Below are 21,514 nucleotides of genomic sequence, written 5' to 3'. Positions count from 1 at the left end.
CATCCTAGCACGTCGACAAATACTTGCAAGATCAATTGTTTGATACCGTGCATCAATTTGTGGATGGGCGGTCGCGGGAGAGGAATCCCGCAATCAAATTATGGTTTTATGCCGGTGTCTGTTTCTGGTCGATGATCGTGCGTGCCAGTTCCTCCAGTTTGCGGCGCTGGGTGCGCGCCCGCTGGCGCAGGCGTTCGAAGGCGGCCTGCCGGTCGATGCCTTCGCTGCGCATCAGCATGCCGACCGCGGTGGCAATGGTGCGATTGCTCTCCAGGGCACCCTGCAGGCCGCTGATGTCCTTGGATCGGGCCAGCGCGGTGCGTACCGTCGGTACGATGGATGACACCAGCAGCGGCTTGATCAGATAGCCCAGCGCGCCGATCTCCACCGCGCGGCGCACCATGGCCTCGTCGCCATAGGCGGAAAAGAACAGGAAGGGGACGCTTGTCTCGTCACGCAGGCGGCGCGCCAGTTCCAGTCCGTCGAGGCCGGGCATGCGGATGTCGAGCAGGGCCAGATCGGGCGCTTCGCTTCGGCACAGCTCCAGCGCCTGCAAGCCGTCGTGCGCCTCGATGACGTCGAAACCGGCTTCGCGCAGGCCTTCGGCCAGCGTGAACAACACCACCCGTTCGTCATCGGCAATCAGGATCCTGGCCATGGTCAGCGGGGCCGCTTCCGCGGCGGGCATGCGATGACCGGGGTGGTCAGTTTCAAACGTGTCAACATTAAATTCTCCGTATCCAGTTCATAGGTCAGTTGCGCCCCCTGATCCGGCAGCAGCGAGCGTACCAGATGCAGGCCGGTACCGAGGCCGGTGCCGGTGCCTATGTCGAATTCCGGCGCCGCGGCGAGCGCATTGCGTATCACCAGTTGCGCGCTGCTGTCGTCGGCGCTGAACGATACGGTGGGCGCGGCGCCGTCGGGCGGCGAATGCTTGACGGCATTGAGGATCAATTCATTGAGCACCAGCGCCAGGGAAACCGCTTCGCCGGTCTCGATGCGCACCGGCCGGTCGGCCGGCTCCTCCTCCGCATGAAACCGCACCGGACGTTGCGACAACTCGGCGACCGAGGCGCAGATGCTGCAGACGCTGTCGCACAAGCCGATGGCTTCGTCGCTGCTGGCGCTTTGCAGGCCATGCACCACGGCAATCGCGTTGACCTGGCTGATGGCGGTTTCCAGCCGCGGGTCGAGTTCGAGGAAGCGGCCCAGTTCGCGCTGCAGCAGGCCGGCGACGCTTTGCAGGTTGTTCTTGATGCGGTGGTGTACCTCGCGCACCAGGGTGTCGCGTTGCCGGCGGGCGTCGGCGAGACGCTGCTCTTCGGCCTGCTTGCGCTCGGTGATGTCGCGGAATACCGAGAGGACGGCCGGCCGGCCGTTGAAGATGATGCGGCTTCCAGTCGCTTCCATGGTGAGCGCGTCGCCGCCGAGCGTCGGAAAACGCCGCTCAAGCGGCGCCAGATGCGAGACCTTGTTGTCTACCAGCATTGCGATGCGCTGCTCGATGGCTTCCCAGTACTCCGGCTCGAACAATGGGTGCCAGTCCTGTCCGATCAGCGCCGTCGGCGACTCGGCGTGGAACAGCTTTGCTGCGCGCGCGTTGGCGAAAATGACGGTACTGTCGCGGTGTACCAGAATGGCATCCGGCGAGAGCTCGAAGAACGTGCGGTAGCGCGCCTCGCTTTCGCGCAGAATCGCCTCCCGTTGCGCCAGGGTTTCCAGCAGGCGATTGAAGCCGCCGATGAGTTCGCCGATCTCGTCCTGCCTTGCGACTGGCAGGGAGCGTGGGTGTTCGCCGGTTTTTGCCAGTGTGGCCAGCGTCTTTGCCGTATCGAACAAGGGCGAAAGCTGGCGCTTCAGCAGCCACCAGGTCAGCACGCCGACCAGCAGGGTCAGCATCAGCGTGGCCAGCAGAATCCGCTGTTGCAGGATCTTGAGCGGGGCAAAGGCTTCTTCGGTGGGCAGCGCCACGGCGATGTACCAGTCTGTCAGCGGAATGCCCTTGGCAGAGCCCAGCACTTCCGTTCCAAGCGGATTGACGATCACCCCCGAGCCCTCGTAGCCCTGGACGAAGCTGTCGATCAGGGGGTTGCTGCCGACGGCGGGAAGTGCCGCCATGATCAGCCGCTTGTCGGTGGCGGTGACCACCTGCCTTTGCTGCTTGGCGACCAGCATGAAGCCGCCGGTCTTGCCGTAGGGACTTTGCGCAATCCTGTCGAGGAAATTCGGTTTGCCCAGATTGATCACCCCGCTCAGGGCGCCGATCACCTTGCCGTGGGCATCGCGAATCGGCACGGCGATGCCGAACACCGGCGCCCTCAGCTTTTTGCCCATGACGGGTTTGCCAATGCCGGCTTTCCCTTGCTTGAGGGCGGCGGCTACCTCGGCAATGTCCATGTAGTTGACGCCGATGCGGCCCGCATTGAACGGGGCCTCCGCGATTGCCGTGCCATCGGCCGCAATGGCGACGATGCCGCCGTTGAACAGGTTGTGCAGTACCGGAAGCTGCACGAGGAAGGCTTGCAGGGCTTCGGGATGGCCCAGCAGGCCGGGGGAGATGTTGCGTGTGACTGTTTCCAGTCCGCGTATTCGATCGACCAGGTCCTGATTGATCTGGGTCGCCAGCAAGGCAACCGTCGAGATCTGCTGGCTGGCCAGCAGGTGTTCCGTTTCCTTGCGCAGCATGCGGCTGGCGTAGAGGGACATGGTCCAGATGCCGACCAGGAATACCGCCAGGGTGAGCAGGGTCACCCGCGTTTTCAGCGAGCGCCACTCAAGAAAGGAATTCAGCCGGGTCCAGGCGGTCATGGCGGGGAATCCGGAGTCATCAGCAGGGGCGCGGTCAGGTTCAGGCGCGTCAGCAGCAGGTTTTCGTCGTCGAGGTGATAGGTCAGTTGCGCCCCGGCGCCCGGCAGCAGCGAGCGCACCAGGCGCAAGCCGGTGCCAAGGCCCTTGCCGGTGTCAATGTTGAATGCGGGCGTCTTCGCCGGGGCATTGCGGATGCGCAGTTGCGCACCTTTGCCGCTGACGCCGAGGGATACGATGGGGGCGGCGCCGTCGGGTGGTGAATGCTTGACGGCATTGAGGACCAGTTCATTGATCACCAGCGCCATGGAAACCGCCTCGTTGGTTGCGACGCGAACCGGGCAGGGGGCAGCCTGCTCGTTTTCAAGGCGAAACAGCACCGGGCGTTGCGACAGGTTCGCAACCGAGGCGCAGATGCTTTTGATGCTTTCGCACAGGTTGATGGCTTCGTCGGGGCTCACGCTCTGCAGGCCATGTACCACGGCAATGGCGTTGACCTGGCTGATGGCGGCTTCCAGCCGCGGGTCGAGTTCGAGGAACTGCCCCAGTTCGCGCTGCAGCAGGCCGGCAACGCTCTGCAGGTTGTTCTTGATGCGATGGTGCACTTCGCGCACCAGGGTGTCGCGTTGCTCGCGGGCGTCCGTCAGGCGCTGTTCTTCGGCCTGCTTGCGCGCGGTGATGTCTTCCGCCAGTCCCACCGTATAGGATTCGCGCCCGTTGTCTCCTTTTACCGCCACCACGTTCAGGGAAACCCAGACGATTTCGCCGTCCTTCCTGATATAGCGCTTTTCCATCGCGAAATGGCTGGCTTCGCCCGCATCCAGTCCCTCGACGTTCCAGACGTTCAGCCGGACATCGTCGGGATGGGTGACGTCCGTGAATTTCATGCCGAGCAGTTCGGTCTCGCTGTAGCCGAGCATGCGGCACATGGCCGGGTTGACCATGCGGTAGCGCCGGTCCGTCCCGGCAATGCCGATCCCGATGGGCGAGCGTTCGAAGATGGCGCGAAAGTTCTGGTTGCTTTGTTTCTCGGGCGCTTTTTCGCTGATGTCGGACATGGCAACGCGAATCGCCGTGTCGCCAGCGCCGACTCCCGCTGAACCCGCGTGCTGCCCGGCGAACTCCGGCACGCAGTCGAGCCGCGCCTGGAAGACCAGGCCATTGCTGCGTCTCAGGGACAGTTCGACGCTGTCGCCCTCGTTGCGTTTTTTTATGTTCAGGAAGTGCTGTGTCCAGATATCGTGGTCCGAGGGGATGACGAAGGAGGCAAGGCGGCGCCGCAGCAGTCGCTTGCGTTCCAGTCCGAGCATCGCGGCGCACGTAAGGTTTATCTCCGCGATCATGCCGTGGGAATCGAGCGTGAGATAGCCGATCGGAAGGCAGTCATACAGCTCCGCATAGCGGTCACGCGAGGCTGCCAGCTCGATCTGCGACCGGCGCAAGGTTTCGTTCTGCATTTCCAGCTCGATCTGCTGCACCTGAAGTTCGTGCAGCATTTCTTCGGCCGAACTCGCGGGAGGCATTTCCTGCGGATTATCCGCGAGCTGCCTTTCGGCCACGGCCCGCAGTTGCGGATCGCGATTGCTGTTCTCGTCCGGCGGGTTCATCTGGCGCGCCATTAGCCGATCGTCACCAGGGCCAGCAGGATCAGCTCGGTAGTGCCGGCCGCGGTGACGATGCGACGGGCGTTGAGCACCAGGCGGCGGTGCCCGATACCGGGAAAGTCGTGTTCGAGTTCATAGCCGTCGATCGCCTGGTCGCGGCGCAGGCTATTGTCGAGCAGCTGGCGCAAGGCGGGGACATCCCACGCGCCATTGCTCAGGTTGTAGAACTTGCGTCCCACCGTTTCCGCTGCGGTGACCTGGAAGTAGCGATAAAACGCACGGTTGGCCGAGATCACCTGCAACTCGCCGTCGAGCACGACGAGAGGTTCGCTGACCGTATCGACGATGCCGTCGGACAGTTGCCGCGCCAGTTGTTCGGTTGCGAGCTGCATCGCGGCGAGGCGGGCTTCGCTCTGCCTCGCCTTTTCGCTGGCCAGCTTGAAGTCGGATACTTCGGTGAAGGTCAGCACCACGCCTTCGATCACGTTGTCGAGGGTCCGGTAGGGCTGGATGCGCGCCAGATACCACGCGCCGTCGTGGGTGCGCACTTCGCGCTCGCTGGGGATCAGGGTGTCGAGCACGGTCTGCAATTCGGCTTGCAGGTCTTCGCCGTCGAGGTTCGACTTGATGTCGCCGAGGGGCCGGCCGACGTCGGTGGCGACCAGGCGGTAGGCCTTCACCGCCTCGCGCGTGTAACGCCGGATGTGCAACTGGTGATCGAGGAACAGGGTGCCGGCGTTGATGTTGTCGAGCAGGTTTTTCATGTCGTTCTGGATGCCGCCGAGTTGCTCGATCTTGGCATTCAGCTCGGCGTTCACGGTGAGCACTTCTTCATTGAGCGATTGCAGTTCTTCCTTGGATGTCTCCAGTTCCTCGTTGGAGGACTGCAACTCCTCGTTGGTCGATTGCAGTTCCTCGTTGGTGGACTTGAGCTCCTCGTTCGAGGCTTGCGCCTCCTCGATGGTGGCCTGGAGGGTTTCCCTGACATAGGCCAGATCGCGTTCCAGTTCCTCGACGCGAGCCCTTTCGGCGGAGGCGGCGGGGCGTTTGCCGCGACCGGCGGCGCGCGTGGGCATGCCGGGGGGTGTGTCATGCTCGGCAATGTCCTGGAAACTTACCAGCAGCAGATTCTCGCCGGCTCCGGACGGCAACCGGCGGATGCTGATATTGACCTGGGAAAACCCGCCGTTGGTCTTCACGGCGACTTCGCGGTTCAGCATCGGCGCGCTTTCGGCGGAGGCATGAAGGAGCGCGGTGCGCAACTCCAGTTGCAGGCCCTCGCGCGCCATATCGACGATATTGGTGCTGACCAGGCCCGGCGCCGGACGCAGGTACCTGCCGGTGTCGCCATTGACGTAGAGGATGTTGCCGCGGGCATCGGTGGTTACCGAGGGCGGTGCATAGGCCTGCAGCAGCGCGCGATTGCTCAGGTCGGCGATGTTGGCGGCCTTGGGTTTGTCGAACGCCACCTCGACCGGCTTGCCGCTTGCCTCGACCGCGCGCGGGAGGGCTCCGGTCGCCGGCAGACGGGCGGTGGCGGTTGCGTGCCGGGCGCGGTAGAGCTTCCATTTGCGGTCAAGCGCCAGAAACAGCTCGGGGTGGCTGTTGATGCTCTCCGAACTGGACAGGAACAGCACGCCATCGGGCTTGAGGGCATAGTGGAACGTGGGTATCAGGCGGTTCTGCAGCTCCGGCTCAAGATAGATCATCAGGTTGCGGCAACTCAGCAGGTCGAGCTTGGTGAATGGCGGATCCTTGATGACGTTCTGCACCGCAAACACCACCATTTCGCGGATTTCCTTCTTGATCTTGTAGCCGGCTTCGTCCTTGGTGAAGAAGCGACGCAGGCGCTCCGGCGTTACGTCCTGGACGATATTGGGCGGATAGCTTCCGCTGCGCGCGACGATGATCGCATCCTCGTCGAGGTCGGTGGCGTAGATCTGGATGCGCGGTTCCTGGATGCGCCTTTGGCGCAACTCATCCATCAGTTCCTGGAGCACCATCGCGATCGAGTAGGCTTCCTCGCCGGTGGCGCAGCCGGCGACCCAGACACGAAAGGAGTAGTCGGCCGGCTTGCCCGCCAGCAAGGTGGGCAGGACGGCGTCCTTCAGCGCGACGAAGGCCTCCGGGTCGCGAAAAAAATTGGTGACGTTGATCAGCAGTTCCTTGAACAGCACCCGCGCTTCGGCCGGATTCGCCTTGAGGTAGCGCGCATAGACCACCATGTCCTCGATGCTGTGCTGCGCCATGCGCCGCTCGATGCGGCGGCTGATGGTGCTCTTCTTGTAGAGCGAGAAGTCATGGCCGGTCCGGCTGCGCACCTGCAACAACACCTGATGCAGACCGCTCAGCGCCTTGTCGGGGACGATGGCCGGCAGCTTCTGCCTGAAGACCGAGGTCTTGTTGAGTTCCAGCAGCATCGCCGGCATCTGTTCCACGGGCAGCACATGGGTGGCGTATCCGGAGGAGATGGCGCTTTGCGGCATGCCGTCATATTTCGCCGTGGCCGGGTCCTGCACCATGCAGACGCCCCCGGCGCCCAGGATGGCGCGCAGGCCCAGCGTGCCGTCGGTGGCGGTGCCGGAGAGGATGATGCCGATGGCCCTTTCCGCCTGGTCCTCGGCCAGCGAGCGCAGGAAGCCGTCGATCGGCATGCGTTGTCCACGCGCCTGCTCGGGCACGGAGAGCAGCAACACGCCGTTGAGGATGGACATTTCGCGATTGGGCGGAATGACATAGACACGGTTGGGTTCGACGGCAACCTGGTCCATCGCTTCGACGACCGGCATGGCGGTGCTGCGTTGCAGGATTTCAGTCAGCAGGCTTTGATGGCCGGGGTCGAGATGCGGCACCAGAACGAAGGCCATGCCGCTGTCCATCGGGCAGGCGTGAAAGAACGCCTCGAAAGCTTCCAGTCCGCCGGCGGAGGCGCCGATGCCGATGATCGGAAAGCCGGACACTGTCGATGGTGCGGTCGCCGCGGCATCGGGCGCCGGTTTTGCCGGCGCTTCGGCGGAGGCCAGCGAAACGGCCGCGCCGGACTTGCTGGAGACTTTTCTGGCCACGAAATGTCCTCTTGGTTGGCATGGAAACTTACTGCGTGCGATGCTACTACGGCCGGCGCGGCCGTGGGGTTCGGCGCCATGACGGGCCAACTGGTAGGCTGCGCGTTTCAAGGCATGTTTTCAGTGCCACGGCAGGGTGCCATCCGGCATTGGCAAGGTTCGGCAAGGAAGAGTCCCATGAACATCGCAACCGTCATCACGACCCCGTTCAGCGACCAGAAGCCCGGCACTTCGGGGCTGCGCAAGAAGGTCACTGTTTTCAGGACCCCCGGCTATCTGGAAAACTTCGTCCAGGCGGTGTTCGACACCATCGACGCGCCACCGGGAAGCACGCTGGTGCTGGGCGGCGACGGCCGCTACCATAACCGCGAGGCGATCCAGGTCATCCTGCGCATGGCCGCCGCCGCCGGGATCGCGAAGGTGCTGGTGGGTCGGGGCGGCATCCTGTCGACGCCGGCGGCCTCCCGCGTGATCCGCAAGTACGGCTGCTTCGGCGGCCTGATCCTATCGGCCAGCCACAACCCCGGCGGCCCCGAGGGCGATTTCGGCATCAAGTACAACACCGGCAACGGCGGACCGGCGCCGGAGAAAATCACCGACGCGATCTTTGCCCGCAGCCGCGAGCTGACCCGCTACCGCATCGCCGATGCACCGGACCTCGACCTCGATCGACCCGGTCGCCACGGGCTGGGCGACATGGTCGTGGAGATCATCGACCCGGTGGCCGATTACGCCGAACTCATGGAATCGCTGTTCGACTTCGCCGCCATCCGCACGCTGATCGGCAGCGGCTTTCGTCTCTGCTTCGATGCCATGCACGCGGTGACCGGGCCCTATGCCAGGGAGATCATCGAAGCCCGGCTCGGCGCGCCGGCCGGCACGGTGATCAACGGCGTGCCGCTGGAGGATTTCGGCGGCGGCCACCCCGACCCCAACCTGACCTACGCCGACCAGCTGGTGGCGATCATGTATGGCGGCGATGACGCCAACCCGGCGCCGGATTTCGGCGCCGCCTCGGACGGCGACGGCGACCGCAACATGATCCTCGGCCGGCATTTCTTCGTCACGCCCTCCGACAGCCTCGCCATCATCGCCGCCAATGCCGCGCTGGCGCCCGGCTACGCGGATGGCATCGCCGGCATCGCGCGCTCGATGCCGACCAGCGCGGCGGCCGACCGCGTCGCCGAAAAACTCGGCGTGCCCTGTTACGAAACACCGACCGGCTGGAAGTTTTTCGGCAACCTGATGGATGCCGGCAAGGTCACGCTCTGCGGCGAGGAAAGCTTCGGCACCGGCTCCAGCCACGTGCGCGAAAAGGACGGCTTGTGGGCCGTGCTGTTCTGGCTCAACATCCTCGCCAATAGCCGCCTGTCGGTGGCGGAGATCGTGCATCGCCACTGGGCCGGCTACGGCCGCAACGTCTATTCGCGGCACGATTACGAGGCGCTGCCGTCCGACGTCGCCGCCGGCGTCATGGCACAGGTGCGGGGCCGCTTTGCCGATCTGCCGGGGCAGCGCTTCGGTGACTACCGCGTGAAGTTCTGCGACGACTTCAGCTATACCGATCCGATCGACGGCAGCCTCAGCACCGGGCAGGGGCTGCGCATCGGTTTCGAGGACGGCTCGCGCATCGTCTTCCGCCTGTCCGGCACCGGCACCGAAGGCGCCACGCTGCGCATCTACCTCGAAGCCTTCGAGCCCGATCCGGCGCGGCAGCGCGTCGACGCACAGCAGGCGCTGGCGCCGCTGATCGCCATCGCCGATCAATTGTCGGAACTGAAACAGCGCACGGGGCGCGAGCGCCCCACCGTCATTACCTAGACCGCCGCCAGCGCCTGCTCCAGGTCGGCCTTGATGTCGTCGATGTGCTCGATGCCGATCGACAGGCGCACCATGTCTTCCGAGACGCCGGCCTTCTTCATTTCCTCGGCCGACAACTGGCGGTGCGTGGTACTCGCCGGATGGCAGGCGAGGCTCTTCGCATCGCCGATGTTGACCAGCCGTGTCACCAGCTTCAGCGCGTCCTGGAAGCGTCCGCCGCCGGCCATGCCGCCGGCCACGCCGAAGGACAGGATGCCCGAGGCCCGGCCGCCCATGTATTTCCTGATCAGCGCATGGTCGGCATGGTCGGGCAGGCCGGCGTAATTGACCCACTTCACCTTGGCATGGCCCTTGAGGTAGTTCGCCACGGCCAATGTGTTGTCGCAGATGCGGTCCATGCGCAACGCCAGGGTTTCGATGCCTTGCAGGATCAGGAAGGAATTGAAGGGCGAGATCGCCGCGCCGGTGTTGCGCAGCGGCACCACGCGGGCGCGTCCGATGAAGGCCGCGGGGCCGAGGGCTTCGGTGTAGACCACGCCGTGGTAGGACACGTCCGGCGTGTTGAGGCGCTTGAAGCGTTCCTTGTGTTCGGCCCAGGGGAATTTGCCGGAATCGACGATCACGCCGCCGATGCTGTTGCCGTGGCCGCCGAGGTATTTGGTCAGCGCATGCACCACGATGTCGGCGCCGTGCTCGAAGGGGCGGCAGAGGTAGGGCGAGGGCACGGTGTTGTCCACGATCAGCGGCACGCCGGCGTCGTGGGCGATCTTCGCCAGCGCTGCCAGATCGACGACGTTGCCGAGGGGATTGCCGATCGATTCGCAGAACAGCGCCTTGGTGCGGCCGTCGATCAGCGGGCGGAAGGATTCGGGATTGCGGTAGTCGGCGAAGCGCACCTCGATGCCGTATTGCGGCAGGGTGTGGGCGAACAGGTTGTAGGTGCCGCCGTAGAGCGTGCCGACCGAGACGATGTTGTCGCCGGCCTCGGCGATGGTCTGGATCGCGTAGGTGATCGCCGCCATGCCCGAGGCCACGCCCAGCGCGCCAATGCCGCCTTCGAGTTCCGCCATGCGCTTTTCCAGCACGTCGGTGGTCGGGTTCATGATGCGGGTGTAGATGTTGCCGGCGACCTTGAGGTCGAACAGGTCGGCGCCGTGCTGGGTGTCGTCGAAGGCGTAGGATGTGGTCTGGTAGATCGGCACCGCGACGGCCTTGGTGGTGGGATCGGGGCTGTAGCCGCCATGCACGGCGATGGTTTCGATTTTCATTTGCGGGCTTTCTCTGGACGGTGAAGAGAGCAAGTATAGGGTCACGGGACATGCACATGCAGCGGTTCTTTATTGCTTTTCTCATGATCAGTTCCGTGGCCTGGGCCCAGGCGCTGGAGATCATCGACCTGCGCCACCGAAGCGCGGAGCAGTTGCTGCCGCAACTGATGCCCTTCATCGAACCGGGCGGGGCGCTCAGCGGCATGAACGACAAGCTGTTCCTGCGTGCGTCGAGCCGCAATCAGGCCGACATCAAGGCACTCGTCGCCTCGCTCGACATCCCCGTGCGGCGGTTGATGATCAGCGTGCGGCAGGAGGGCGCCGACGTCGGCACGGATCGCGGTGCGGGGATAAGCGGTCGAGTGGAAGTCGGCGCTGGCGGTACGGCGATCAGCGGCCGCGGACACCTCCATCAGTCCGACAGCCGCAGCCGGCGCGACACCACGCAGCAGGTGCAGACCATCGACGGCGGACGTGCCGCGATCCTGGTCGGCGAATCGATGCTGCTGCCGCTGCGACAGGTGGTGCTGACGCCGGCGGGCGTGGTGGTGTCGGAGAGCTTCGTGCAGCGCGATCTGGGCACCGGTTTTGTCGCCGTGCCGCGCCTTTCCGGCGATCGCGTGACGCTGGAAATCAGCCCGCGCGACGATACGCCCGGACCACTGCCGGGTTCGGTGAATGTGCAGCGCTTGCTGACCACGGTCAGCGGCCGCTTGGGCGAATGGCTGGAGCTGGGCGGCTCGGCCGGCGAGCAAAGCGGCAATTCGGCCGGAATCGCCAGCATCGGCGCGCAATCGGCGTCCCGCCAGCGCCGACTCCTGCTGAAGGTGGAGGAACTGCCCTAGTCTTTGCCCCGAGCCCGCGCGGCGGGCAGGCTCGGGTACACTCCCGCCCAACGGCTTCCATCGAAGGAGTTGATCTTGACTGAACGTACGGTTTGCGTTGCGACCCTGGGTCTCAAGCCGGGCATGCGGCTGGCACAAGCCGTGCGCCGCCCCGACGGCGCCTTGCTGCTGTCCGCCGGCACCGAGATCGATGCCGATCAATTGCGGAACCTGATCCAGCGCGGCATCGAATTCGTCCATGTGGTGCAGGAAGAAACGCGCAGCGCGGCGCAGATCGAGGATGACCTGACGGCGGCCATGGAGGGGGTTGCCCGCCTGTTTCGGGGCAGGACCGGCGACGCGCGCCAGGAACTCGCCGCGGCGATCGCCGACTATCGGCGGCAGCAAGTATCATGACCCGCCCGTTCACGCTTGAGCAGGTGCTGGCGCGGGCCGATGCCTTGCCGGCCCTGCCCGACATCGTGGTGCGGATTCTGGAAATGCTCGGTGACGAGGATGCCAATGCGGAAGCCCTCGGTCACCACATCGTCAGCGATCCGGCGGTGGCGGTACGGCTGCTGGCGGCCGCCAATGCCGGCGCGATCGGCGCCAGCGGCCGGGTCGACTCGGTGCGCCAGGCCATCATGCTGCTTGGCGTCGGCCGCGTCCGCGACATTACCCTTGCCACCGCGGTGATCGATCGCTTCCGCCTGCCGCGGCCCTTCGACGCGCATCGCCTGTGGCTGCACAGCGTGGGCGTGGCGGTATGCGCGCAGGAAGTCGCGGCCCATGCCGGGCTCGATGTCGATGTGGCCTATACCGCCGGCCTGCTGCACGACGTGGGCCAGCTCCTGCTGTTCGCCTTCGATCCCGAAGCCTATGCCGACACGTTGCAGCTGAAGGCGCAGCGCGACATCGACATCGTCGATGCCGAGCGCGAACATCTCGGAGTCGACCATGCCCATGTCGGCGGCGAACTGGCCCGGCTCTGGAAGCTGCCGGAAGTCGTGGCGGATGCCATTGCCGGCCACCATGTTTCCGGCGAAGAGGGGCCGGAAAACGAAATGGCCGATGCCGTCCATGTCGCCGAAGTGCTTGCCCACGCCCTCGACCTGGGCGGCGGCGCGGATGCGCGGGTCCCCAATCTGTCCGACTTGTCCTGCGCCCGCATGGGCATCGACTGGCGCCAGTTCGCCGAGCATTTTCCGCGCATCGAGGCGCGCTTCGCCGGCGCCAGGATCACGCTCGGGCTGTAGCCTTCCGGGCCGGCGTCAGCCGGCCGGCGAGCCGGCGACGCAGGCGCGATACCGCTTGCCGGAATCCATGATGTGTCCGACCCACCAGAGGGCCAGGAAGCGCTGGAGTTCGAGCTTGTCGAAGTTCTCCGTGGTGGCGATGTCGGCGGCCAGATAGTCGAACTCGTCGCGCTCGTTCAGGTGCTCGTCGAGCGCGGGGCACGCGCCGCGGGCGAGCAGGTCCTCTTCGCTGGCGAAATGCGCGCGCGCCAGGGCCGTCAGTTCGGCGAAGACTTCCTGGAATTTCAGGTCGCTCTCGGGGCTGGTGTCGACGGCGTGGTCGGCCAGGGCATTGCATTGCGCCAGGATGTTGCGGTGCTGGCTGTCGAGGATTTCATTGCCCACGCCGTAGCCTGGATTCCATTGCACGCGATTCGGCACGATTGATTTCCTGTTTGTCAGAATCCGAGCGACTCGACGACGGCAACGAGGTCGGCGAAGCTGGCCGCTTCGAGTTTTGCCGCCAATGCCGGCTTGTCCAGCCCTTCGCAATCGAACGCGGTGATGCTGACTTCAAAAGGCAGTTCGCTGATCTCCAGCGGCGACATGAAGCCGATATGGCAGATATGGGCAAGGCACTTGCGTTCCGGCTCGGCGAGTTCCAGCCCATGATGCCTGAGCAGTTCCAGGTAGCGCTCGGCGGTGCGGTTGAGTTTGCCGCTGATCTCCATGGTGTTCTTGTGGCCGTCGGTGAGGACCGCAAGCGGCGGCCCGAAGAAGACGGGCGTCTTGCCGACGTTCCGCGTCTTTTCTTCGCGCGTCAGGGCCGGGGCGACCCAGGTGGGATCGCCCCGGACCGGCCCCGGTTTTTCAGATGAATCCGGCATCAGTGGGCAATGCCGTGCACGCGCTCGTACTTGGCGTCCTTCATGCCCCTGGGCAGTTGCGGCGGCGCTTCCGGCGCGATCTGGACGAAGCCCCGGTTTCTGGCGCCGTCCTGGACGTTGTGCGGGTTGTGGCACTCGGTACAGGTGAACCAGCGCTTCTTGCCCGTGCTGGCCCATTCGCCGATGCGCTTGCCGTGAATGCCGTCGCGCCAGTCGCGCAGCTTGTCGCCGTGGCACTTGCCGCACAGCAGCTGCGGCTGGTCGAAGCTCACCGGATCGCCGAAGTGGTCGACCAGCATGTTGCGCTTGGTCGTGTGGTGGCAGTCGAGGCACCAGATGCGGCCGCGGCCGTGCTGCAGGTCCTTGAGATCGGGAACCATCGCTTCCATGGTCGGGACCGGTGCTGGTTTCCTGCCCTTGGGCAGCGTCGGCGGGGAAAACTTGGGGCCGATGCCGTTATGGCAGGAGACGCCGCACATCGGCATCAGGGCCAGCTTCTCCGTGCGCGGCTTGATGACCGCGTGTCCCTCGGGGATCTTGTCGAGCAGGGGCATCTTGCCCATCGGCACCGTGCCGTCGAAAGGGTCGCCCCACCAGAGCACCGCGCCGGTTTTCGGCGAACACTTGACGTTGGGCCAGCCGGGCTGGAGGTCGCGCTTGGTGACTTCCGACGCGCCCTTGCGGCTTTCGAAACAGACCGTTTCTGCCGCCGGCGCCGGGGCCGGCGCCGCTGCTGCTGCCTTTTGTTCCTGCGCCAGGGCGGGAGCCATCATGCCGCAGCAGAAGGCGAGGATCATCGTGTGGAATGCAAGTTTATTCATGATCGTCATCTCACTTGGCGGCGGCAGCCTGGCCGCCGTACTTGATCTCGCCCAACAGGATGCCGATGGCACCCTTGAGCAGGATGGTCAGGATGAAGAAGCCGAAGGCCCAGATGCCGAGGGACAGCAGCACCTCGACGAAGCTCGGGTAGTACTCGGTCACCTCGCCGATCGGGGACGGGATGAAGCCGGGGACGATCAGGCCCATGCCCTTCTCGATCCAGATGCCGGTGAAGGCCATCACGCAGGGGATCACCAGCTTCTTGAAGTCGTTGCGGAAGGACGGCATCAGGAACAGGATGAAGGCACCGACCATCAGAGCCACGGCGCTCCAGAACCAGGGCACCAGCCGGGTCAAGCCGTGCAGGCCGAACATCAGGTAGTAGAGGCCGTTGGCGTGCTCGGTACGGGCGTAGAGTTCGACCACGACTTCCGACAGGGTCAGGAAGATGGCGATGCCCAGACACCAGGTGACGATGGTGGTGAGCAGCTTGATCGCGCTGTCATCGACCCAGAACTTCGTGTTCTTGCGGATGATCAGGAAGATCAGGATGATCAGCGCCGGGCCCGCCGCGAAGGCGGTGGTGATGAAGCGGATCGGCATCATGCTGTGGAACCACATCGGACGCGACGGCATGGTCGAGATCAGGAAGGCCGTGACGGTGTGGATCGATAGTGCCCAGACGATCGCGACATACACCAGCGGCAGGAACCACTTGTTGTTGATCGGGTTGCCGGTGTACTTGCACCACAGGTAGTAAAAACCGCAGACGAAGTTGAGGATCAGGTAGCCGTTGAGCACCATCACGTCCCAGCCCAGCATCGACGAGAAGCTGTAGATGCCCCAGGGCGGAATCATGTGCCACAGGCGATCGGGCCGGCCCATGTGGGCGAAGACGAACATCATCACCATGATCACGGCGGTGATTGCCAGCATCTCGCCCAGCACGGCCACCTTGTGCATGCCCTCGTGGTGATAGGCGTAGGCCGGGAAGACGATGGTCACCGCCCCGGCCGCCACGCCGACGAGGAAGACCAGGTTGGCGAAATACAGGCCGTCGTGGATCTGGCTGGTCATGCCGGTGACGATCAGGCCCTCGGTGTTCTGCAGGTAGAACACGTACAGCATGCCGAGCATGAGCACCCCGAGGGAGCCCATCCAGGTGTAGAACTTCGTGCCGCCCTTGAGGACGTAACGCGAATAATCGGTAGCGAAACTGATCAGTTGTTGCACGGCTCGCTCCTCAATCGTAGAAGTAGAAGAATTTCGGGAAGGTGTTGAGCTCGGCCTTGAGGCGGAACACGTTCTTGCGCTCCAGGATCTTGCTCACTTCGCTTTCCGGATCGAGCAGGTTGCCGAACTTGCGGGCGCCCACCGGACAGACCTCGACGCAGGCCGGGTAGCGGCCCTGGCGGCTGCGCTGCAGGCACCAGTGGCACTTCTCGACGACGCCGCGCATGCGCGGACGGTTGCCCAGGTAATGCGTCACCGGGTTCATTTCCTCCTTGGGCAGCACCGGGGTGGTCAGGTTGATGCGACGCGCCCAGTAGGGGCAGGCGCCCATGCACATGCGGCAGCCGATGCACCAGTTGTAGTCGATCACCACCGGGCCGTCGGCCTCGCGGTAAGTCGTGCGCACCGGGCACACCTTGACGCAGGGCGGCTTCTCGCACTGCATGCAGGCGATCGGCATGTAGGTGGCGTCCTTTTCCGGGACGGCCTCGGGTTCATAGCGGTATTGCCCTTCGAGCACCTGGCCGGCCGGGGTGTAGGCGTTGCCGCCGACCTGGATGCCCAGCCCTTCGGGATAGCCCTGGTTCATCTTGTCCTTCGCGAACTCGCCGCGCTCCATCCTGAGCACCTGGATCCACTCGATCTTTTCCCCGGGCCGCGTGCCGCGCGACTGGTTGTTTTCCTCGACGCAGGCATGGACGCAACGGCGGCAGCCGATGCATTTCCGGATGTTCAGGGCGTAGCCCATGAGCACGCCCGGCTGCGGCCCGGTGGTATCGACGGTGACCTTCTTGCCGTACTCGGAGGAGTAGCGCCGTTCGAGCCGGGTGCGTGCCTCGGCTTTTTCCGCGTCCGTCATCAGGCGGTAGTTCTTCTGGAAATGCTCGGCCCATTCGGTGGCGGCGGCGGCATCGTCGGACTGGGTCATCAGTGCCGCGGTGCCCATCAGCGACGACATGCTGAGGGCACCGCCCGCTTTCAGGAAGCCGCGGCGCGAGGTTGTCGGGCCCGGCGCGGAAGGATCCGCCGACGCCGCTTGCGTCGGGCTGTGGGAAGGTTTTTCCTGGGCGGGATCGGCCGAGGGGCTCTTGTCAGGGGTCACTTTGTCCTCCAGTCAGGGGATGTTTTCATATTCAGCGCAAGTTCCGGCGATCGGAATCCGGATTGTCTTGCCGCCCAAAAAGCTAACTTGAGAGATATAACCGACATCGGATTTCCTGTAATTGATCGAGGTCAAAGTTGCAGGAGCCAGTCAGTTTATTTTTCTGTTTCAACGGGGATTTCCGCAAGCATTGCGGCGATGGATTTCTGCGGCACGACGTGCGCGAAGAGGTCGCATGGACGATCTATCCGGCAAGCAGGCTTGGTGATATACTGCTAAAACGTCACGACGTTTTGGAGATGACCATGACCACCCAAGCCATTCGTTCCACGCTGTACCTCGAACCCGGGCTGCACCAGGCGCTGCGCCTCAAGGCGGCGACCGCGCATCGCTCGATGTCCGAGATCGTCAATGACGCCGTCCGGGCATCGTTGCGGGAAGACGAGGAAGACCTGGCCGCGTTTTCCGGCCGGGCAAAAGAAAAGACCATGAGTTACGAACAGTTCCTGGCCAGGCTGAAAGCCGATGGCTCGATATGAACTGAGGTTCAAGACCTCCGTCGCAAAGGACCTGCGGGACATTCCGAAGGCGGATTTGCGCCGCATCCTGGAGCGGATCGAGTCGCTGCGCGACGATCCCCGTCCCGTCGGCTGCGAAAAGCTTTCCGCCCAGGAGCGCTATCGGATCCGGCAAGGGAATTACCGGATTCTTTACGAAATACTCGACTTGGAAGTGGTGGTCGAAGTCGTGAAGGTCGGGCACAGGCGTGAGGTTTATCGGGACTAGTCGAAGCGCAATCTGGCTTGCATAGTGCGCTGGGCCGCCGTGGCGCCAGCGCCGACTTCTTGGAGACCTCTAATGTCGCGCAAACTAATACTGAAGTCGGCCTCTTATCGTTAAGTTCCGTTCGCTACAATTGCTCGCGTCGATTGACTGGGCATACAGTCTCTTAGTGAATCCCACAAGGATGCCGAACGTATTCGCGCTGCGTTGGAATGGTATTTCGATGCTGATACAGCCGACAATCACACTGTGGCATTTCTTCAGCGCTGCATTGGCTTGGAAGCCATTCTTGGCGATGACGAGAATTCGCGGACAGTGCCGCTAACGGATCGGCTCGCAGATCGATACGCGTATCTAATGGGGCAGATCGCGTCGGAGAGGGTTGAGCTTCGGCAGCATTTCAGGGAGATATACGGTCGCAGGAGTGATGTTGTTCATTCACGAACGGCGGGGGCGGTTCTTGATATCCGAACCGAGATTGAGGCGCAGACCATGCTATCCAGGGTTATACATAAGGAAGTCTCGGGGCTCTTTCGATCTCTTATGAAATCGCCTTAGCGATAGCTTGGATATGCTCACCGATTTGGGGGCAGCTTCGAATTGATTTGAAGATAGCCTGATCGCCGTACCGCCAGCACCGACTCCTGGCCTTCCCGCTTTGCCCCGCGTGCTACCATGCCGCGCCCGCCATGTCCGATCCCATCCACGAAATTGAGCGCATCTTCGCCCCCGAGGGGCCGCTCGCCGCCGCCGTGCCAGGCTTTCGCCCACGGCCGCAGCAGTTGGAGATGGCGCAGCGCATAGCCGCGGCCATCGCGGGCAACCTGGCGCTGGTGACCGAGGCCGGCACCGGCACCGGCAAGACATTTGCCTATCTCGCGCCGGCGCTGCTCTCGGGCGGCAAGGTGATCGTTTCCACCGGCACCAAGACGCTGCAGGACCAGCTCTTCAATCGCGACCTGCCCACCGTGCGCGACGCGCTCAAGGTCGGCGCCACGATTGCGCTGCTGAAGGGGCGCGCCAATTATGTCTGCCCGTATCACCTGGAGCGGGCGATGAGCGCGGGCCGGCTGGCTTCGCGCGAGGAGGCGGCGCATTTGCGCAAGATCGCCCGCTTCGCCGAACGCACCCGGACCGGCGACAAGGCCGAATGCATCGATGTGCCCGAGGATTCCGGGGCTTGGGCGCAGGCCACGTCGACGCGCGAGAACTGCCTCGGCCAGGAATGCCCCAACGTCAAGGAATGCTTCGTGCTGGCGGCGCGCCAGGATGCGCTGACGGCGGACGTGGTGGTGGTCAACCATCACCTGTTCTTCGCCGACGTGATGTTGAAGGACGAGGGCATGGGTGAACTGCTGCCGGCCTGCAACACCATCATCTTCGACGAGGCGCACCAGTTGCCCGAGGTCGCGGGGCTGTTCTTCGGCGAGAGCGTGTCGACCAGCCAGGTCATCGAGCTGGCGCGCGATACGCGCAACGAGGCCGTCGTCGCGGCGAAGGATTACCCGCCGCTGCAGGAGGCGGCGCAGGCGCTGGACAAGGCCGCGCGCGACCTGCGCCTGGCTGTGAAGGGCGAGAACCAGCGACTGCCGGCGGCGCGCCTGGAAAGCGATGCGGCATTCGACGACGCCCTGCAGGGCCTGGCGGCCGCCATCAAGGAACTCGGGCGCCATCTGGAAACCCAGGCCGAGCGCGGCGAAGGCCTCGCCAACTGCCTGCGCCGCACGCAGGAGCTGGCGCTGGCATTGCAACGCTGGCGCGGCGGCAGCGGCGAGGGCGATGTCGTGAAATGGGTCGAGGTCTATTCGCAGGCCATGTCGCTCAACCTGACGCCGCTCGACATCGCGCCGATTTTCCAGCGCCAGATGGAAGGTCATCCGCGCGCCTGGATTTTTGCTTCGGCGACACTCGCCGTGGGCAACAATTTTTCGCATTACTGCGGCGAACTGGGGCTGGCGGAAGCCGATACCGCGGTGTGGGGCAGCCCCTTCGATTACGAGAAGAATGCCTTGCTGTATGCACCGCCGGGCATGCCCGATCCCAACAGCGCCTTTTACCAGGAAGCCGTGGCGGAAGCCGCGTGGCCGGCAATCCGCGCCTCGGGCGGGCGCGCTTTCGTGCTGTGCACCTCGTTGCGGGCGATGCGCCGCATTCGCGAACTGCTGCAGGAAAAGCTCGCGGCCGATGGGCTCGACCTGCCGCTCCTGATGCAGGGCGAGGGCTCGCGCACCGAACTGCTGGAGCGCTTCCGCTTCCTTGGCAACGCGATCCTGGTTGCCAGCCAGAGTTTCTGGGAAGGCGTCGACGTGCGCGGCGAGGCCTTGTCGCTGGTGGTGATCGACAAGCTGCCCTTCGCGCCGCCCGACGACCCGGTGCTTTCGGCGCGCATCGACCGCCTGCGCGCGGCGGGGCGCAACCCCTTCATGGAATACCAGTTGCCGCGCGCGGTGATCAGCATGAAGCAGGGCTCGGGCCGGCTGATCCGCGACGAGAGTGATCGCGGCGTGCTGATGATCTGCGATCCGCGCCTGACCGGAAAACCCTACGGCAAGGCGATCTGGCGTTCGCTGCCGCCGATGCGGCGCACGCGCGACGTGGCGGAGGTGGAGGCATTTTTCGAGGCTGTGGTGCCGGTAGAATCGCGGCATGACTAGCCATGCCAGCATCGAACTCGCGGACCGGCTGAACGCCGGCTGCCAATGCGTCTCGCTCGACCGCGAGGGGCTGGCGGCGGAACTGGAGCGGGTCAGCCCGGGTTTTCACGAGGAAGTGATGGCGGGGCGGCCGCACCTGTTTTCGGCCTCGGTGGTGTTTGTCAGTGCCGAGCACGTGCAGCGCATGGCGTGCCTGGTTGCGGCGGTGGAGCGGGTGGTGGCGCTGCCCGCCTGGCGCGAACATGTTCTGGCCCATGCGCCGGCAATCGCGCGGCACCCGACGGCGTCGCGCGGCGTGTTCCTCGGCTACGACTTCCATCTCGGCAACGGGGTTGGCAACTTCGGCCCGCAACTGATCGAGATCAATACCAATGCCGGCGGCGGCCTGCTCAATGCCTTGCTGGCGCGCGCGCAGAAGGCCTGCTGCGACGACGTCGAAGCGCTGCTGCCCGGCGATCTGGCCGGCGACACGCCGGAGCATCTGTTCCTGGAGATGTTTCGCGCCGAATGGCGGGCGTTTTCGGATGCACCGCTGACCCGCATCGCGATCGTCGACGAAGCGCCGCAGACGCAATACCTCTATCCCGAGTTCGTCCTGTTCCGGCGCCTGTTCGAGCGCGCCGGGATTCGAGCGGTGATCTGCGATCCGCAGGAACTGGCGTTTCGCGACGGCGCCCTGTGGCACGGCGCCGACCGCATCGACCTGGTCTACAACCGGCTGACCGATTTCGCGCTGGAAGCGCCGGAAAGCCGCGCGCTGCGCGAGGCTTACCTTGCCGATGCCACCGTGGTGACGCCGCATCCGCGGGCCCATGCCTTGTATGCCGACAAGCGCAACCTGGTGGCCTTGTCCGATGATGCGGTGCTGGCGGGCTGGGGCGTCGATGCCGGGACGCGCGCCACGCTCACGGCGAACATTCCGCGCACCGAACTGGTATTGCCGCAACATGCCGACGATCTCTGGGCTCGGCGCAAGGCATTGTTCTTCAAGCCGGCCGCCGGCTACGGTTCCAAGGCGGCGTATCGCGGCGACAAGATCACCAAACGGGTGTTCGACGAAGTGCTGGCCGGCAGCTACATCGCGCAGGCGCTGGTGCCGCCGTCGTCGCGCACCTTGAAGGTGGCTGAGGCGCCGGTGGAACTCAAGCTCGATTTGCGCAACTACGTCTATGCCGGGCATGTGCAGTTGATCGCCGCGCGCCTGTGGCAGGGGCAGACCACCAATTTCCGCACCCCCGGCGGCGGCTTTGCCCCGGTGCTGACCGTGCCTTCGGTGCTTTGACGGACATGAATCAGCGAAAGGCATTTGATCCGCAGATTTCGCCGATTGACGCAGATGGAGCGGGGTGTGGCCTGGCCGTCTGGTTGTTTTATCCGCGTAATCTGCGTCATCTGCGGATTGGCCTGAGGT

Annotated in this window: 18 protein-coding genes; 8 read left to right on the top strand and 10 right to left on the bottom strand. The window is 64.4% G+C overall.

The genetic code is table 11. From position 1 onward, the window contains the following. Positions 1–106: 106 nt before the first annotated feature. From SUTH_RS12485 to SUTH_RS12470, 4 genes are read right to left on the bottom strand one after another with little or no spacing between them, the layout of a single operon-like run. Positions 107–688 carry an ANTAR domain-containing response regulator gene (locus SUTH_RS12485; RefSeq protein ID WP_052473606.1) on the bottom strand — a complete coding sequence of 194 codons (582 nt, stop codon included), beginning with the start codon at positions 686–688 and terminating at the stop codon, positions 107–109. Further along, entirely contained in the window at positions 661–2,808 is a 2,148-nt protein-coding gene (locus tag SUTH_RS18570) for a PAS domain S-box protein (RefSeq protein WP_052473605.1), read from the bottom strand. The genes SUTH_RS12485 and SUTH_RS18570 overlap by 28 nt, the downstream gene beginning before the upstream one ends. Then, the gene (locus SUTH_RS18565; protein WP_171817363.1) at positions 2,805–4,412 is read right to left on the bottom strand and encodes a sensor histidine kinase; all 1,608 of its coding nucleotides are present in this window, start codon (positions 4,410–4,412) and stop codon (positions 2,805–2,807) included. Before SUTH_RS18565 ends, SUTH_RS18570 begins: the two co-directional genes overlap by 4 nt. Positions 4,413–4,423: 11 nt before the next feature. Beyond that, complete coding sequence (locus tag SUTH_RS12470) at positions 4,424–7,474, bottom strand: chemotaxis protein CheB (protein ID WP_084207386.1); 3,051 nt, start codon at positions 7,472–7,474, stop codon at positions 4,424–4,426. Between the two features lie 177 nt (positions 7,475–7,651). Here SUTH_RS12470 and SUTH_RS12465 point away from each other — a divergent pair, with 177 nt between their 5' ends. Beyond that, on the top strand, positions 7,652–9,295 hold the full coding sequence (locus SUTH_RS12465; protein WP_041099655.1) for an alpha-D-glucose phosphate-specific phosphoglucomutase: 1,644 nt from the start codon (positions 7,652–7,654) through the stop codon (positions 9,293–9,295). Here SUTH_RS12465 and SUTH_RS12460 read toward each other — a convergent pair. Continuing rightward, entirely contained in the window at positions 9,292–10,563 is a 1,272-nt protein-coding gene (locus tag SUTH_RS12460; protein ID WP_041099653.1) for a bifunctional O-acetylhomoserine aminocarboxypropyltransferase/cysteine synthase, read from the bottom strand. The two genes, SUTH_RS12465 and SUTH_RS12460, sit on opposite strands and share 4 nt — an antisense overlap. Positions 10,564–10,646: 83 nt before the next feature. On the opposite strand from SUTH_RS12460, the gene SUTH_RS12455 reads away from it, so the two are divergent. The 3 genes from SUTH_RS12455 (at position 10,647) to SUTH_RS12445 (ending at position 12,643) form a co-directional block, all read left to right on the top strand. After that, the gene (locus SUTH_RS12455) at positions 10,647–11,408 is read left to right on the top strand and encodes a hypothetical protein (RefSeq protein WP_171817362.1); all 762 of its coding nucleotides are present in this window, start codon (positions 10,647–10,649) and stop codon (positions 11,406–11,408) included. Between the two features lie 75 nt (positions 11,409–11,483). Then, on the top strand, positions 11,484–11,804 hold the full coding sequence (locus tag SUTH_RS12450; protein WP_148312930.1) for a hypothetical protein: 321 nt from the start codon (positions 11,484–11,486) through the stop codon (positions 11,802–11,804). Beyond that, complete coding sequence (locus SUTH_RS12445) at positions 11,801–12,643, top strand: HDOD domain-containing protein (RefSeq protein WP_041099647.1); 843 nt, start codon at positions 11,801–11,803, stop codon at positions 12,641–12,643. Before SUTH_RS12450 ends, SUTH_RS12445 begins: the two co-directional genes overlap by 4 nt. Positions 12,644–12,658: 15 nt before the next feature. Here SUTH_RS12445 and SUTH_RS12440 read toward each other — a convergent pair whose 3' ends face one another. The 5 genes from SUTH_RS12440 to SUTH_RS12420 are packed head-to-tail and all read right to left on the bottom strand — an operon-like array spanning position 12,659 to position 16,666. Continuing rightward, positions 12,659–13,063: a bacteriohemerythrin gene (locus SUTH_RS12440; protein WP_041099645.1), complete on the bottom strand. Its 405-nt coding sequence runs from the start codon at positions 13,061–13,063 to the stop codon at positions 12,659–12,661. Positions 13,064–13,080: 17 nt separating this feature from the next. Further along, the gene (locus tag SUTH_RS12435; RefSeq protein WP_041099643.1) at positions 13,081–13,509 is read right to left on the bottom strand and encodes a hypothetical protein; all 429 of its coding nucleotides are present in this window, start codon (positions 13,507–13,509) and stop codon (positions 13,081–13,083) included. Beyond that, complete coding sequence (locus SUTH_RS18560) at positions 13,509–14,330, bottom strand: hypothetical protein (RefSeq protein ID WP_148312929.1); 822 nt, start codon at positions 14,328–14,330, stop codon at positions 13,509–13,511. The genes SUTH_RS12435 and SUTH_RS18560 overlap by 1 nt, the downstream gene beginning before the upstream one ends. A 10-nt stretch (positions 14,331–14,340) precedes the next feature. Beyond that, positions 14,341–15,564, bottom strand: a complete 1,224-nt coding sequence (dsrP, locus tag SUTH_RS12425) for a sulfate reduction electron transfer complex DsrMKJOP subunit DsrP (protein ID WP_052473601.1) — start codon at positions 15,562–15,564, stop codon at positions 14,341–14,343. A gap of 10 nt (positions 15,565–15,574) precedes the next feature. Beyond that, positions 15,575–16,666, bottom strand: coding sequence for a 4Fe-4S dicluster domain-containing protein (locus SUTH_RS12420; protein ID WP_197539583.1), 1,092 nt, complete (start codon positions 16,664–16,666; stop codon positions 15,575–15,577). Positions 16,667–16,971: 305 nt separating this feature from the next. Here SUTH_RS12420 and SUTH_RS12415 point away from each other — a divergent pair, with 305 nt between their 5' ends. The 4 genes from SUTH_RS12415 to SUTH_RS12395 all read left to right on the top strand — a co-directional run bounded on the left by SUTH_RS12415 (position 16,972) and on the right by SUTH_RS12395 (position 21,385). After that, positions 16,972–17,205: a CopG family transcriptional regulator gene (locus SUTH_RS12415; protein ID WP_041102286.1), complete on the top strand. Its 234-nt coding sequence runs from the start codon at positions 16,972–16,974 to the stop codon at positions 17,203–17,205. Then, positions 17,192–17,452, top strand: a complete 261-nt coding sequence (locus SUTH_RS12410; protein ID WP_041099641.1) for a type II toxin-antitoxin system RelE family toxin — start codon at positions 17,192–17,194, stop codon at positions 17,450–17,452. The genes SUTH_RS12415 and SUTH_RS12410 overlap by 14 nt, the downstream gene beginning before the upstream one ends. 686 nt (positions 17,453–18,138) lie before the next feature. Beyond that, positions 18,139–20,103, top strand: coding sequence for an ATP-dependent DNA helicase (locus SUTH_RS12400; protein WP_041099637.1), 1,965 nt, complete (start codon positions 18,139–18,141; stop codon positions 20,101–20,103). Then, positions 20,096–21,385: a hypothetical protein gene (locus tag SUTH_RS12395; protein WP_041099635.1), complete on the top strand. Its 1,290-nt coding sequence runs from the start codon at positions 20,096–20,098 to the stop codon at positions 21,383–21,385. The genes SUTH_RS12400 and SUTH_RS12395 overlap by 8 nt, the downstream gene beginning before the upstream one ends. The last annotated feature ends 129 nt before the right edge of the window (positions 21,386–21,514 follow it).

Source organism: Sulfuritalea hydrogenivorans sk43H, from assembly GCF_000828635.1.
In the GTDB taxonomy this organism is placed as follows: Bacteria; Pseudomonadota; Gammaproteobacteria; order Burkholderiales; family Rhodocyclaceae; genus Sulfuritalea; species Sulfuritalea hydrogenivorans.
The sequence above is the reverse complement of the archived record's forward strand: the minus strand, read 5'-3'. Positions and strand labels throughout refer to the sequence as shown.

Coding starts and splice junctions, on each gene's coding strand:
- SUTH_RS12485 (WP_052473606.1), bottom strand. CDS start 688: ATGCCCGCCGCGGAAGCGGCCCCGCTGACCATGGCCAGGATCCTGATT.
- SUTH_RS18570 (WP_052473605.1), bottom strand. CDS start 2,808: ATGACCGCCTGGACCCGGCTGAATTCCTTTCTTGAGTGGCGCTCGCTG.
- SUTH_RS18565 (WP_171817363.1), bottom strand. CDS start 4,412: ATGAACCCGCCGGACGAGAACAGCAATCGCGATCCGCAACTGCGGGCC.
- SUTH_RS12465 (WP_041099655.1), top strand. CDS start 7,652: ATGAACATCGCAACCGTCATCACGACCCCGTTCAGCGACCAGAAGCCC.
- SUTH_RS12460 (WP_041099653.1), bottom strand. CDS start 10,563: ATGAAAATCGAAACCATCGCCGTGCATGGCGGCTACAGCCCCGATCCC.
- SUTH_RS12455 (WP_171817362.1), top strand. CDS start 10,647: ATGATCAGTTCCGTGGCCTGGGCCCAGGCGCTGGAGATCATCGACCTG.
- SUTH_RS12445 (WP_041099647.1), top strand. CDS start 11,801: ATGACCCGCCCGTTCACGCTTGAGCAGGTGCTGGCGCGGGCCGATGCC.
- SUTH_RS12435 (WP_041099643.1), bottom strand. CDS start 13,509: ATGCCGGATTCATCTGAAAAACCGGGGCCGGTCCGGGGCGATCCCACC.
- SUTH_RS18560 (WP_148312929.1), bottom strand. CDS start 14,330: ATGAATAAACTTGCATTCCACACGATGATCCTCGCCTTCTGCTGCGGC.
- SUTH_RS12415 (WP_041102286.1), top strand. CDS start 16,972: ATGACCACCCAAGCCATTCGTTCCACGCTGTACCTCGAACCCGGGCTG.
- SUTH_RS12410 (WP_041099641.1), top strand. CDS start 17,192: ATGGCTCGATATGAACTGAGGTTCAAGACCTCCGTCGCAAAGGACCTG.
- SUTH_RS12400 (WP_041099637.1), top strand. CDS start 18,139: ATGTCCGATCCCATCCACGAAATTGAGCGCATCTTCGCCCCCGAGGGG.
- SUTH_RS12395 (WP_041099635.1), top strand. CDS start 20,096: ATGACTAGCCATGCCAGCATCGAACTCGCGGACCGGCTGAACGCCGGC.